Source organism: Polaromonas sp. 39-63-25, assembly GCF_002278925.1.
Lineage (GTDB): Bacteria > Pseudomonadota > Gammaproteobacteria > Burkholderiales > Burkholderiaceae_C > Polaromonas.
Genome location: NZ_NCJH01000028.1, coordinates 1 through 14,286 on the forward strand (window position 1 = coordinate 1; position 14,286 = coordinate 14,286).

Genomic DNA, 14,286 nt, shown 5'->3' on the forward strand with positions numbered 1-14,286 from the left:
CTGATCAACCCGATCGCCATGGAAGAAGGTCTGCGTTTCGCCATCCGCGAGGGCGGCAAAACCGTCGGCGCCGGTGTCGTGGCCAAGATCATTGCGTAACGAGATTCGTTTTTTGGGGATGGGTCAATAACAAGGCTTTTTGCTCTGTCCCCAACTGATTGAGAGATGAAGGGGTATAGCTCAATTGGCAGAGCGTCGGTCTCCAAAACCGAAGGTTGTAGGTTCGATTCCTACTGCCCCTGCCACCCGGTTTCAAGGGTTGCTTGAATCCGAGAGTGGTGTGAAACAGAACTATGCAAGCCCGCCGGGAGTCCTTGGACCCCAGGTGGGCTTAAGCGTCTGAGAAGACGCGTGAAGAAGAACAGGAAATCAGGCGATCATGGCCACTTCTCAAGTCGAAACCGTCAGCACGACTGCTGACAAGGCCAAGCTGGCCCTGGCCCTGGCTTTGGCGCTGGGTGCGCTGGCGGGTTTTTACCTGCTCGCCAAGCAGGGCCCGGTTGCCCAGTGGGGTGGCCTGATTGGTGGTCTGGTGGTGGCGGTGGTGGTGTTTCTGACCTCCGAGCCTGGCAAACAGTTTGTAGCTTTCGGGCGTGATTCCTGGCGCGAAGTCAAAAAAGTGGTCTGGCCGGCCCGCAAGGAAGCCATGCAGATGACGGCTTACGTCTTTGCGTTCGTGGTGGTCATGGCACTCTTTTTGTGGCTCACCGATAAAACGCTCGAATGGGTGTTTTACGACCTGATACTGGGGTGGAAAAAATAATGAGCGATATGAACGGTGACGTGGTCAGCGAAGTGGCGGCTGGTGCATCCCTGCAGCCGACCCCCGGCATGCAGTGGTATGTCGTGCATGCCTATTCGGGCATGGAAAAAGCCGTTGAACGCAATATTGTCGAGCGCATCAACCGCGCCGGCATGCAGGCCAAGTTTGGCCGTTTCCTGGTGCCCACCGAAGAAGTGGTCGAGATCAAGAACGGCCAGAAGAAAACGACGGAACGCCGTTTCTTCCCGGGTTATGTGCTGGTCGAGATGGTCATGGACGACGAAACCTGGCACCTGGTGAAACACACCAACAAGGTCACCGGTTTTGTCGGCGGCGCCAAAAACCGTCCTGCACCCATTTCCGAAGAAGACGTGCAGAAGATCGTCGACCAGATGCAGGTCGGCACCGAGAAGCCGCGGCACAAGGTCGAGTTTGAAACGGGTGAATATGTCCGGGTCAAGGACGGCCCGTTCACCGACTTCAACGGCACGGTCGAGGAAGTCAACTACGACAAAAACAAAGTGCGGGTGTCGGTCACGATTTTCGGTCGTGCCACGCCGGTCGAACTGGAATTCAGCCAGATCGAAAAAACGTAAGTTTCGCTAAAACCCGAGTTTTTTCGGTTGAGCGTCAGAAATTCGCGCCTTGCAACTCGGCGCGGAGGGTTCTTTCCGGAACCTGATTGAGTTGTGTAACCCCCGGGGAGCCCGGACCTGTCTTCTGACGGCGTCCAGGCGTTATGACCCGCAAGGAGAAAAGTATGGCGAAAAAAATCGTCGGCTTCATCAAGCTGCAAGTGCCAGCTGGTAAGGCCAACCCGTCCCCCCCGATTGGCCCGGCCTTGGGTCAGCGCGGCCTGAACATCATGGAATTCTGCAAGGCGTTCAACGCCCAGACCCAAGGTGTTGAGCCTGGCTTGCCTCTGCCCGTGGTGATCACCGCGTACGCAGACAAGAGCTTCACTTTTGTCATCAAGACGCCTCCTGCAGGCGTCCTGATCAAAAAGGCCATCAAGCTCGACAAGGGTTCTGCCACGCCGCACACGGTGAAGGTGGGCAAGATTTCCCGCGCACAGCTCGAAGAAATCGCGAAGACCAAAATGAAAGACATGACGGCTGCGGACCTCGACGCTGCAGTTCGCACGATAGCTGGTACGGCACGTTCCATGGGCGTGTCGGTGGAGGGTGTTGTATGAGCAAGATGACCAAACGTCAAAAAGCTGTTGGCGACAAGATCGACAGCAACAAGCTGTACCCGGTGGCTGACGCCCTGGGTCTGGTCAAGGAATTTGCCGTCGCCAAGTTCGATGAATCCATCGACGTGGCTGTGCAGCTTGGTGTTGACGCCAAGAAATCCGACCAGGTCGTTCGCGGCGCTGTTGTGTTGCCCAACGGCACCGGCAAGACCAAGCGTGTGGCCGTGTTTGCACAGGGCGCCAAGGCTGAAGAGGCCAAGGCTGCCGGTGCTGACATCGTCGGCATGGATGATCTGGCCGCCGATATCAAGGCCGGCAAGATGGACTTCGACGTCGTGATCGCTTCGCCTGACGCCATGCGCGTGGTGGGTACCCTGGGTCAGATCCTCGGCCCACGTGGTTTGATGCCCAACCCGAAAGTCGGCACGGTGACGCCTGATGTGGCAACGGCCGTGAAAAACGCCAAAGCTGGCCAGGTCCAGTTCCGCGTCGACAAGGCCGGCATCGTGCATGGCACGATTGGCCGCCGTTCGTTTGATACCGACAAGCTGCAGGGCAACCTGGCTGCGCTGATCGATGCCCTGACCAAGGCCAAGCCTGCGTCGAGCAAAGGTGTGTATCTGAGGAAAGTCGCGGTTTCGTCGACGATGGGTGTGGGCGTTCGCGTCGACACGCAAACCATCGCAGCGTAATCGCAAAAATTTGAATGGCCCGAAAGGGCTGTTCAAAGTGGTGGGCTGCCGGGGTTCAGGCTCCGGCAGGCCATCCAGGACCGTTGGCGCGGCGGGCTGCAAAGCCCACCGCTTAATCGTCGAAAGACAGCCAACGCAGATGGCGGTCCCGCTGCTTGAATGGTTTTGAAAAGAATCTGAAAAACAGTTGGTCGCTGAATATAGGCGTGTTCGCTGGATGGCGCGAAAGCAAGATCCGAAGACACATTATTAAGGAGTAGACCTTGAGTCTCAACCGCAGTGAGAAACAAGCCGTCATTGATGAAGTGACCGGCCTCGCCGCTAAAGCTCAAACGCTCGTGATGGCGGGCGTGTTGAAAAACACCCTGGCTCGCCGTGCCGTGGCAGGCAGCGCGTTTGATGTCCTGTCCGACCAGATGACCGGTCCGCTGATCTATGGCTTTTCCACAGACGCTGTCGCTGCCGCCAAGGTGGTTGCCGACTTCGCGAAAACCAACGACAAGTTGGTGATTCGCGCAGGCGCCATGGCAGGAAAAGTCCTGGACGTGAACGGCGTGAAGCAGCTTGCAAGCATCCCTTCGAAAGAAGTGCTGCTGGCCCAGCTGTTGGGCCTGATGCAGTCCCCCATTTCGCGTACAGCACGAGTGCTGGCTGCGCTGGCGGAACAAAAAGGCGGCGGCAACGATGTAGTCGTAGCCGCAGAGCCCGCAGCAGAAGCTGCAGCGGCATAACCTGTACCAACTTTTTTAGGAAATCAAAATGGCATTCGATAAAGACGCATTTTTGACCGCGCTGGATAGCATGACGGTCCTCGAACTCAACGACCTGGTGAAAGCCATCGAAGAGAAATTTGGCGTGAGCGCTGCAGCAATGTCTGCTCCTGCTGCTGGCGGCGGCGGTGCTGCTGCAGTTGCAGAAGAGAAGACCGACTTCACGGTCATGCTGCTCGAAGCCGGCGCCAACAAGGTGTCCGTCATCAAGGCCGTGCGCGAAATCACCGGCCTGGGCCTCAAGGAAGCCAAGGACCTGGTCGACGGCGCACCGAAGGCTGTCAAGGAAGCTGCACCCAAGGCCGATGCCGAAGCTGCCAAGAAAAAGCTCGAAGACGCCGGCGCGAAAGTCGAACTCAAGTAATTCTTGTGTTTCGCGAAGGCTGGAAGACCGGGTTCGGCTTCCAGCCTTTCGTGCTTTCAAGGAGTGCTGGTCGAACGCCGCGCAAGCGGTTTTTGCAGCCTCCCTGGAATCACCGGCAAGCAGATTTGCGGAAAATCTTCTTGCCAGTGCTTCCTGACCCCGACTGCAGGAAACGCCTTGGTTCGGGCAACGTGCAATGCGTTGCCGTCCGCCATGGTTGGTAGTGGCCAACCACCAAGTCTGTTTGATTACGTGGTGTATTCATTCAAGACAGTCGCCAGAGCTTAACAAGCCGGTTGCCCGTACCGGTTTGTGTCCCATCAAAGCGGAGAACTCATGGCCTATTCCTATACCGAACGCAAGCGAATTCGCAAAAGTTTCGGCAGCCGCGAGAGCGTGCTGAAAGTCCCTTACCTGTTGCAAATGCAGAAAGACGCCTACACGGCGTTCCTGCAAGCCGACCGCGCGCCGCAAAAGCGCCAGGTCGAAGGCCTGCAGGCTGCGTTTGAAAACGCCTTCCCCATCGTCTCGCACAACGGTTTTGTCGAGATGAAGTTCCTTGAGTACAACCTGGCCAAGCCCGCTTTCGACGTGCGCGAGTGCCAGACCCGCGGCCTGACCTTTGCGTCGGCCGTGCGCGCCAAGGTCCAGCTGATCATTTATGACCGCGAGTCGTCGACGTCGCAGTCCAAGGTCGTCAAGGAAGTCAAGGAGCAGGAAGTCTACATGGGCGAAGTGCCGCTCATGACCGACAAGGGCTCGTTCGTCATCAACGGGACCGAGCGTGTGATCGTGTCCCAGTTGCACCGCTCACCCGGCGTGTTTTTCGAGCATGACAAGGGCAAGACTCACAGCTCGGGCAAACTGCTGTTCTCGGCCCGCATCATCCCTTACCGCGGTTCCTGGCTGGACTTCGAGTTCGACCCGAAGGACATCCTGTACTTCCGCGTGGACCGCCGCCGCAAGATGCCGGTCACCATCTTGCTCAAGGCCATCGGCCTGAACCCCGAGTCCATCCTCGCGAACTTCTTCGTGTTCGACAATTTCCGTCTGATGGACAGCGGCGCACAAATGGAATTCGTCGCCGAGCGCATGCGCGGCGAGGTGGCCCGTTTCGACATCACCGACAAGAACGGCAAGGTCGTTGTTGCCAAGGACAAGCGCATCACCGTGCGCCACACGCGCGAGCTCGAGCAAAGCGGCACCTCCACCATCAGCGTTCCCGAAGACTTCCTGATCGGCCGTGTGGTCGCCAGGAACATCGTTGACGCCGAGACCGGAGAGATCATCGCCAAGGCCAACGACGAGCTGACCGACGTGCTGCTGAAAAAGCTGCGTGTGGCCGGCGTGCAGGACCTGCAGGTGCTGTACACCAACGAACTCGATCAGGGCGCGTACATTTCGCAGACCCTGCGCTCCGACGAAACCGTCGACGAGTTTGCCGCGCGCGTGGCCATCTACCGCATGATGCGCCCCGGCGAGCCGCCGACAGAAGACGCCGTTCAGGCCCTGTTCCAGCGCCTGTTCTACAACCCGGACACCTATGACCTGTCCAAGGTCGGCCGCATGAAGTTCAACGCCCGCGTGGGCCGCGACACCTCCACCGGCCCCATGGTCATGACCAACGAGGACATCCTCGCGGTCGTCAAGATCCTGGTGGACTTGCGCAACGGCAACGGCCAGGTCGACGATATCGATCACCTCGGCAACCGCCGCGTGCGTTGTGTCGGTGAACTGGCCGAGAACCAGTACCGCACCGGTCTGGCACGGATTGAAAAAGCCGTGAAGGAACGTCTGGGTCAGGCCGAGCAGGAGCCCCTGATGCCGCACGACCTGATCAACAGCAAGCCGATTTCCGCCGCCCTGAAGGAATTCTTCGGCGCTTCGCAGCTGTCCCAGTTCATGGACCAGACCAACCCGCTGGCCGAGATCACCCACAAGCGCCGTGTGTCGGCCCTTGGCCCCGGTGGCTTGACCCGCGAACGCGCCGGCTTTGAAGTGCGTGACGTGCACGTGACCCATTACGGCCGCGTCTGCCCGATTGAAACGCCTGAAGGCCCGAACATCGGCCTGATCAACTCGCTGGCCCTGTATGCCCGCCTGAACGAATACGGCTTCATCGAGACGCCGTATCGTCGCGTGATGGACGGCAAGCTCACGGACCAGATCGACTACCTGTCTGCCATTGAAGAAGGCAAATACGTGATCGCCCAGGCCAATGCCCTGCTTGATGATGCCGGCAAGCTGACGGGCGATCTCGTGTCGGCCCGTGAAAACGGCGAATCCGTGCTGGTCGGCGCAGAACGCATCCAGTACATGGACGTGTCTCCTGCGCAGATCGTGTCGGTGGCGGCCTCGCTGGTTCCCTTCCTCGAACACGACGATGCGAACCGCGCGCTGATGGGCGCCAACATGTCGCGTCAGGCTGTGCCTGTGCTGCGCCCGGAAAAACCATTGGTGGGTACCGGCATCGAGCGCGTGGCCGCCATCGACTCGGGAACGGTCGTGACCGCCACCCGCGGCGGCGTGGTCGACTATGTGGACGCCACCCGCATCGTGGTGCGCGTCAACGACGCGGAAGCACTGGCAGGTGAAGTGGGTGTGGACATCTACAACCTGATCAAGTACCAGCGTTCCAACCAGAACACCAACATCCACCAGCGTCCCATCGTCAAGATCGGCGACAAGCTGGCCAAGGGTGACGTGATTGCCGACGGCGCATCGACCGACCTGGGCGAAATCGCCATCGGCCAGAACATGCTGATCGCCTTCATGCCCTGGAACGGTTACAACTTCGAGGATTCGATCCTCATCTCCGAGCGCATCGTCGCCGAAGACCGCTACACCTCGATCCACATCGAGGAGCTCGTGGTCATGGCGCGCGACACCAAACTCGGTGCGGAAGAGATCACCCGTGACATCCCGAACCTGTCCGAACAGCAACTCAACCGTCTTGACGAGTCCGGCATCATTTATGTCGGCGCTGAAGTCCAGCCGGGCGACACGCTGGTGGGCAAGGTCACGCCCAAAGGCGAGACCACGCTGACCCCGGAAGAAAAGCTGCTGCGCGCCATCTTCGGCGAAAAAGCCAGCGATGTGAAAGACACCTCGCTGCGCGTGAGCCAGGGCTCGCAGGGCACCGTGATCGACGTGCAGGTCTTCACCCGTGAAGGCATTGTGCGCGACAAGCGTGCCCAGCAGATCATCGACGACGAACTCAAGCGTTTCCGCCTGGACCTCAACGACCAGCTGCGTATTGTGGAAGCCGATGCGTTCGACCGTATCGAAAAGCTGCTGACCGGCAAGGTTGCCAATGGCGGCCCGAAAAAGCTGGCCAAAGGCACGAAGATCGACAAGGCCTACCTGACCGATGTCGAGAAATACCACTGGTTTGACATCCGTCCTGCGGATGACGAAGTGGCTGCGCAGCTCGAGAGCATCAAGAACTCGATGGAGCAGACGCGTCACAGCTTTGACCTGGCTTTTGAAGAAAAGCGCAAGAAGCTCACGCAGGGCGACGAGCTGCCGGCCGGCGTGCTGAAAATGGTCAAGGTCTACCTGGCCGTCAAGCGCCGCCTGCAACCCGGCGACAAGATGGCCGGCCGCCACGGCAACAAGGGTGTGGTGTCCAAGATCGTTCCGGTCGAAGACATGCCCTACATGGCCGACGGTACGCCGTGCGACATCGTGCTCAATCCGCTGGGCGTGCCTTCGCGGATGAACGTTGGCCAGGTGCTCGAAGTGCACCTGGGCTGGGCCGCCAAGGGCCTGGGCCAGCGTATCGGCGACATGCTGCAGGCCGAGGCCAAGGTGGCCGACCTGCGCAAGTTCATGGACACGCTGTACAACAAGTCGGGCCGTGCGGAAGACCTGTCCAAATTGTCGGACAGCGATATCCTGCAGATGGCCGGCAACCTGACGGGCGGCGTGCCGTTTGCCACACCGGTGTTCGATGGCGCCTCGGAAGCCGAGATCATGGGCATGCTGCAACTGGCCTATCCGGACGACATCGCCAAGGGCAAGGGGCTGACGGCCACGCGCACCCAGGCGCAGCTGTACGACGGCCGCAATGGCGATCCGTTCGAGCGCACGACCACCGTCGGCTACATGCACTTCCTGAAACTTCACCATCTGGTGGACGACAAGATGCACGCACGCTCGACCGGCCCGTACTCGCTGGTCACGCAGCAGCCGCTGGGCGGCAAGGCGCAGTTCGGTGGACAGCGTTTCGGCGAGATGGAGGTCTGGGCGCTGGAAGCGTACGGCGCCGCCTATACGCTGCAGGAAATGCTGACCGTCAAGTCCGACGACGTGCAGGGCCGTACCAAGGTGTACGAAAGCATCGTCAAGGGCGAACACGCGATCACCGCCGGCATGCCGGAGTCGTTCAACGTGCTGGTCAAAGAGATTCGTTCGCTCGGTATCGATATCGAGCTGGAACGCAGCTAACTCAACAGGAAAGAAAAGGATTTAACACATGAAATCATTACTCGACCTGTTCAAGCAATTCACGCCGGATGAGCATTTCGATGCCATCAAGATCGGCATGGCTTCGCCCGAGAAGATCCGTTCGTGGTCTTTCGGCGAAGTGAAAAAGCCTGAAACCATCAACTATCGCACCTTCAAGCCGGAGCGCGACGGTCTCTTTTGCGCCAAGATCTTTGGCCCCATCAAGGACTACGAGTGCCTGTGCGGCAAGTACAAGCGCCTCAAGCACCGCGGTGTCATCTGCGAGAAGTGCGGCGTTGAAGTCACACAGACCAAGGTTCGCCGCGAGCGCATGGGTCACATCGACCTGGCCGCACCGTGCGCGCACATCTGGTTCCTGAAGTCGCTGCCGTCGCGTCTGGGCCTGGTGCTCGACATGACGCTGCGCGACATCGAACGCGTGCTGTATTTCGAAGCATATGTCGTCACTGATCCCGGCATGACCCCGCTGAAGAAATTCAGCATCATGTCGGAAGACGACTACGACGCCAAGCGCAAGGAATACGGTGACGAGTACACCGCCAAGATGGGCGCCGAAGGCATCAAGGACCTGCTCGAAGGGCTGGACCTCGATGTCGAGATCGACAAGCTGCGCAACGACCTGACCGGCTCCGAAATCAAGATCAAGAAAAACGCCAAGCGTCTGAAATTGATGGAAGCGTTCAAGAAGTCCGGCATCAAGCCGGGCTGGATGGTGCTGGACGTGCTGCCCGTGTTGCCGCCGGACCTGCGTCCGCTGGTGCCGCTCGACGGCGGCCGCTTTGCGACCTCCGACCTGAACGACCTGTACCGCCGCGTCATCAACCGCAATAGCCGCCTGCGCCGTTTGCTGGAGCTGAAAGCGCCGGAAATCATTGCACGCAACGAAAAGCGCATGCTGCAGGAAGCCGTGGACAGCTTGCTGGACAACGGTCGCCGCGGCAAGGCCATGACGGGCGCCAACAAGCGCGCCCTGAAGTCGCTCGCCGACATGATCAAGGGCAAGTCAGGCCGTTTCCGCCAGAACTTGCTGGGCAAACGTGTCGACTACTCCGGCCGTTCCGTCATTACCGTGGGCCCGACGCTCAAGCTGCACCAGTGCGGTTTGCCCAAGCTGATGGCGCTGGAACTGTTCAAGCCTTTCATCTTCTCGCGCCTCGAAGCCATGGGCATCGCGACGACGATCAAGGCCGCCAAGAAGGAAGTCGAATCCGGCACGCCAGTGGTGTGGGACATCCTGGAAGAGGTGATCAAAGAGCACCCGGTGATGCTCAACCGTGCGCCTACGCTGCACCGTCTGGGTATCCAGGCCTTTGAGCCCATCCTGATCGAAGGCAAGGCCATCCAGCTGCATCCGCTCGTCTGCTCGGCTTTCAACGCCGACTTCGACGGTGACCAGATGGCTGTGCACGTGCCGCTGTCCGTGGAAGCACAGATGGAAGCCCGCACCCTGATGCTGGCTTCTAACAACATCCTGTTCCCCGCCAGTGGCGAGCCGTCCATCGTTCCTTCGCAGGACGTGGTGCTGGGTCTGTACTACACGACCCGCGACCGCACCAACGGCAAGGGCGAAGGCCTGGTGTTCTCCGACACCGGCGAAGTGCGCCGCGCCTTTGACGCGGGTGAACTCGACCTGAACGCCCGCATCAGCGTGCGCCTGACCGAGTACACCAAGAACAAGGAAACCGGCGAGTTCGTGCCATCGACCAAGCTGTGGGAAACCACCGGCGGCCGTGCACTGCTGTCCGAAATCCTGCCCAAGGGCCTGCCTTTCTCCAACCTGAACAAGGCGCTGAAGAAGAAGGAAATTTCCAAGCTGATCAACGTGTCTTTCCGCAAGTGCGGACTGAAAGAGACCGTGGTGTTTGCCGACAAGCTGCTGCAGTCGGGCTTCCGCCTGGCGACCAAGGCCGGCATTTCGATCTGCATCGATGACATGCTGATCCCCAAGGAAAAGCCCAGCATCATTGCGCGCGCCCAGAAGGAAGTCAAAGAGATCGAGCAGCAGTATGTCTCGGGTCTGGTGACCTCCGGCGAGCGTTACAACAAGGTGGTGGACATCTGGGGCAAGTCGGGCGACGAAGTGTCCAAGGTGATGATGGCCCAGCTCTCGAAAGAGAAAGTCATCGACCGTCACGGCAAGGAAGTCGAGCAGGAGTCCTTCAACTCCATCTACATGATGGCCGACTCCGGCGCCCGTGGTTCCGCCGCGCAGATCCGCCAGGTGGCCGGCATGCGTGGTTTGATGGCCAAGCCGGACGGCTCCATCATCGAAACGCCGATCACCGCCAACTTCCGTGAAGGCCTGAACGTGCTGGAGTACTTCATCTCCACCCACGGTGCCCGAAAAGGCCTGGCTGACACGGCGCTGAAAACCGCCAACTCCGGTTACCTGACACGCCGCCTCTGCGACGTGGTGCAGGATCTGGTGGTGACCGAGGACGACTGCGGCACGACCGACGGTTCGTTGATGCGTGCCATCGTCGAGGGTGGCGAGGTCATCGAATCGCTGCGCGACCGTATCCTCGGCCGTACCGCGGTCGAAGACATCCTGCATCCCGAGAATCGCTCGGTACTGGCCAAGTCCGGCGTCATGCTGGACGAAGACCTGATCGACGAACTCGAAGCAGCCGGCGTGGACGAAGTCAAGGTGCGTACGGCACTGACCTGCGAAACCCGCTTCGGCCTGTGCGCCAAGTGCTACGGCCGTGACCTGGGTCGCGGCGGCCTGATCAACATCGGCGAAGCGGTCGGTATCATTGCCGCGCAGTCGATCGGTGAGCCGGGCACGCAGCTGACCATGCGTACCTTCCACATCGGTGGTGCGGCTTCGCGTGCAGCGATTGCCTCCAGCGTCGAAGCCAAGTCCAACGGCGTGATCGGTTTCAACGCACCGATGCGTTATGTGACCAACACCAAGGGTGAACTGGTCGTGATCGCGCGCTCCGGCGAAATCGTGATCCACGACGAGCATGGCCGTGAGCGCGAGCGCCACAAGGTGCCTTACGGCGCGATCCTGTCGGTGAAAGCCGACCAGACGATCAAGGCCGGCGCGATTCTGGCCAACTGGGACCCGCTGACCCGCCCCATCATCACCGAGTTCGCCGGCAAGGTGGCCTTCGAGAATGTGGAAGAAGGCGTCACGGTGGCCAAGCAGCTCGACGAGGTGACCGGTCTGTCCACTTTGGTGGTGATCGATCCCAAGCGTCGCGGCGCGACCAAGGTGATCCGTCCCCAGGTCAAGCTGATCGATGCGACCGGCAACGAAGTCAAGATCCCCGGCACCGATCACTCGGTGACGATCGGCTTCCAGGTCGGTGCGCTGGTCCAGGTGCGTGACGGCCAGGACGTGGGCCCCGGCGAGGTGCTCGCGCGTATTCCGGTCGAAGGCCAGAAGACCCGCGACATCACCGGCGGTCTGCCGCGTGTGGCCGAGCTGTTCGAAGCCCGTACGCCGAAAGACAAGGGTACGCTGGCCGAAATGACCGGTACCGTGTCGTTCGGCAAGGAGACCAAGGGCAAGGTTCGCCTGCAGATCACCGATCCTGAAGGCAAGGTCTGGGAAGACCTTGTGCCCAAAGAGAAGAACATTCTCGTGCACGAAGGCCAGGTCGTGAACAAGGGCGAGTCGATTGTCGACGGCCCTGCCGATCCGCAGGACATCCTGCGCCTGCTGGGCATGGAAGAGCTGGCCCGCTACATCGTCGATGAAGTGCAGGACGTCTACCGCCTGCAGGGTGTGAAGATCAACGACAAACACATCGAAGTGATTGTTCGCCAGATGCTGCGCCGTGTGGTGGTTGAGAACGTCGGCGAGTCCAGCTACATCGCTGGCGAGCAGGTCGAGCGTTCGGTCATTCTGGATGCCAACGACGCCCTGCGCGCCGAAGGCAAGATCCCGGCGACCTTCAGCAACCTGTTGCTCGGTATCACCAAGGCATCGCTGTCGACCGATTCATTCATCTCTGCGGCTTCCTTCCAGGAAACCACCCGCGTGCTCACCGAGGCTGCCATCATGGGCAAGCGCGACGAGCTGCGCGGCCTGAAAGAGAACGTGATCGTCGGCCGCCTGATCCCCGCCGGTACCGGCATGGCCTACCACGAGGCACGCAAAGCCAAGGACCAGATGGACGACGCCGAGCGCCGTGCCATCGCCGAAGCCGAAGCGGCCGAACTCGAAGCCATGCCCGAGCAGACCAGCGAAGGTGCTGCCAGCGAGTAATTGCTGCTTTTTGACGCTATAAAAAGCGTAGCGCCTCGCGCCCTGTCAATAAGGGTCCGAGGCGCTTTTTCATTGAAAATACGGAATTGCCATGCCCCCGCGCTGCGCGGATGTGCCGGCATGCTGTACAGCGGCCCGGCTTGTCGGCTAAAGTCGCCCGTGCCGGTTCGCGGCTGCTGTTGATAGAAAGAAGGCCCCATGTCCACCCAGTCCCTGGTTTCGATTGTTGTGCTTGCCTTGCTGCTGTTCTGGGCCGTCGGGGCCTACAACCGGCTGGTGCGCCTGAAGAACATCATCGCCAACGCCTTCGGGCAGATTGATGTGCAGCTCAAGCGCCGTTACGACCTGATTCCCAACCTGGTGGAGGCCGCCAAAAAATACCTGCTGCACGAGCGCGAGACGCTCGAAGCCGTGATCGCGGCGCGCAACCAGGCGCGTTCGGCCAGCGATGCTGCGCGCAGCCACCCCACCCACGCGCCGGAAGTGCTGGCGTTGGCCGCCGCCGAACAGGCGCTCAGCGGCAGCCTGGGGCGCCTGTTCGCGCTCGCCGAGGCTTACCCCGAGCTCAAGGCCGACGACACCATCCGCGAGCTCAGCGAGGAGCTGACCAGCACCGAAAACAAGGTGGCTTTTGCGCGCCAGGCCTACAACGATGCGGTACTCGACTACAACAATGCGCAGGCCCAATTTCCGGCATTGCTGATTGCCCGCCTGTTTGGTTTTGCCGCGTCGGCCATGCTCAGGGCCACGGAAACGCCGGCCGAGCGTGAAGCGGTGCGCATCCAGATGTAGGGTGGCGGCGACAGGCCAACATGCGTTTTTTTGAACACCAGGAGCGGGCCCGCGCCGAAACCCGGCAATTGCTGCTGCTGTTCGCCTTGACGGTGGCCGCCCTGGTGCTGGCCGTCAATGCCGCGCTGGCCCTGACCTGGCATCTGCTGACCCCGGGTGGGACGGGCTACCCGGCGTATTTTTTCAGCGTCAACACCGGCATGACGCTGCTCTTTGTGCTGGGTGGCTGGTGGCTGGAAACGTCCAGTCTGCACGGTGGCGGTGAAAAACTGGCGCGGCGTGTGGGTGCCCGTGAAGCCTGGCCCGCCAGCCGGCTTGATGAGCAGAAGCTTTGCAACATTGCGTCCGAACTCGCCATTGCCGCCAGCATGCGCGTGCCGCAGGTCATGGTTCTGGAGCGCCAGAGCAGCATCAACGCCTTTGCCGCCGGCTGGGACGAGGACGATGCGGTCATCGCCGTCACGCGCGGTGCGCTCGACGGCTTGAACCGCGACGAACTGCAGGGACTGGTGGCCCATGAGTTGAGCCATATCCGCGAAGGCGATACCCGGCTCAACATGCGGCTGGCCGGCATGGTGTTCGGGCTGGAGTTGATCTTCAACCTGGGCGCCGGCATGTGTGAGCCCGACGAGAACGGACGGCGCTCGGTGCTGACGCTGCCGGGCCTGGCCATTCTGGCGGCCGGTTTTCTCGGCTGGCTGGCAGGCCGCGCGCTGAAAGCGGCGGTGTCGCGCCAGCGCGAGTATTTGGCTGATGCGCGTGCGGTCCAGTTCACGCGCAGCCGGGACGGCCTGGGGGGTGTGTTGCGCAAGGTGGCCAGTCAGCAGGGCGCTGGCGGCAGCGCGAGTTTTCATCCGGCGGTGCAGCACATGCTGCTGGTCGGCCATCAGGCCCAGGCGCACTGGCTGGACTCGCACCCCCCGCTGGCCGAACGTATCCGCCGGATTTACGGGCGTGCCATGCCGGGGCTGGCCGACGACGAGATCGCGCCGACCCGGCCTGACGCCCTGTATTGAGCCCG

10 protein-coding genes, 1 tRNA gene and 1 pseudogene are annotated in these 14,286 nt (G+C 60.7%); all 12 read left to right on the top strand.

Annotation, left to right across the window (positions count from 1 at the left end):
* A pseudogene (locus B7X65_RS22085) lies at positions 1-99 on the top strand (elongation factor Tu); the annotation flags it as partial.
* Between the two features lie 70 nt (positions 100-169).
* Positions 170-245 (top strand) — tRNA-Trp (locus tag B7X65_RS22090).
* A 134-nt stretch (positions 246-379) separates the two neighbouring features.
* Positions 380-763, top strand: a complete 384-nt coding sequence (gene secE, locus B7X65_RS22095; RefSeq protein ID WP_293596408.1) for a preprotein translocase subunit SecE — start codon at positions 380-382, stop codon at positions 761-763.
* 8 nt (positions 764-771) lie between these two features.
* Complete coding sequence (gene nusG / locus B7X65_RS22100) at positions 772-1,359, top strand: transcription termination/antitermination protein NusG (protein ID WP_240523332.1); 588 nt, start codon at positions 772-774, stop codon at positions 1,357-1,359.
* A 164-nt stretch (positions 1,360-1,523) separates the two neighbouring features.
* A complete protein-coding gene (rplK, locus tag B7X65_RS22105; RefSeq protein ID WP_096671323.1) occupies positions 1,524-1,958 on the top strand; it encodes a 50S ribosomal protein L11 in 435 nt (144 codons plus the stop codon).
* Positions 1,955-2,650: a 50S ribosomal protein L1 gene (rplA, locus tag B7X65_RS22110; protein ID WP_293596409.1), complete on the top strand. Its 696-nt coding sequence runs from the start codon at positions 1,955-1,957 to the stop codon at positions 2,648-2,650. Before rplK ends, rplA begins: the two co-directional genes overlap by 4 nt.
* A 263-nt stretch (positions 2,651-2,913) precedes the next feature.
* Positions 2,914-3,381, top strand: a complete 468-nt coding sequence (gene rplJ / locus B7X65_RS22115) for a 50S ribosomal protein L10 (protein WP_293596410.1) — start codon at positions 2,914-2,916, stop codon at positions 3,379-3,381.
* 28 nt (positions 3,382-3,409) lie between these two features.
* Positions 3,410-3,784, top strand: a complete 375-nt coding sequence (gene rplL / locus B7X65_RS22120) for a 50S ribosomal protein L7/L12 (protein ID WP_293596411.1) — start codon at positions 3,410-3,412, stop codon at positions 3,782-3,784.
* 336 nt (positions 3,785-4,120) lie between these two features.
* Positions 4,121-8,233: a DNA-directed RNA polymerase subunit beta gene (gene rpoB / locus B7X65_RS22125; protein ID WP_293596412.1), complete on the top strand. Its 4,113-nt coding sequence runs from the start codon at positions 4,121-4,123 to the stop codon at positions 8,231-8,233.
* Positions 8,234-8,261: 28 nt separating this feature from the next.
* The gene (rpoC, locus tag B7X65_RS22130) at positions 8,262-12,473 is read left to right on the top strand and encodes a DNA-directed RNA polymerase subunit beta' (protein WP_293596413.1); all 4,212 of its coding nucleotides are present in this window, start codon (positions 8,262-8,264) and stop codon (positions 12,471-12,473) included.
* 198 nt (positions 12,474-12,671) lie between these two features.
* Positions 12,672-13,265 carry a LemA family protein gene (locus B7X65_RS22135; protein ID WP_293596414.1) on the top strand — a complete coding sequence of 198 codons (594 nt, stop codon included), beginning with the start codon at positions 12,672-12,674 and terminating at the stop codon, positions 13,263-13,265.
* 20 nt (positions 13,266-13,285) lie between these two features.
* Positions 13,286-14,281 carry a M48 family metalloprotease gene (locus tag B7X65_RS22140; protein WP_293596415.1) on the top strand — a complete coding sequence of 332 codons (996 nt, stop codon included), beginning with the start codon at positions 13,286-13,288 and terminating at the stop codon, positions 14,279-14,281.
* The last annotated feature ends 5 nt before the right edge of the window (positions 14,282-14,286 follow it).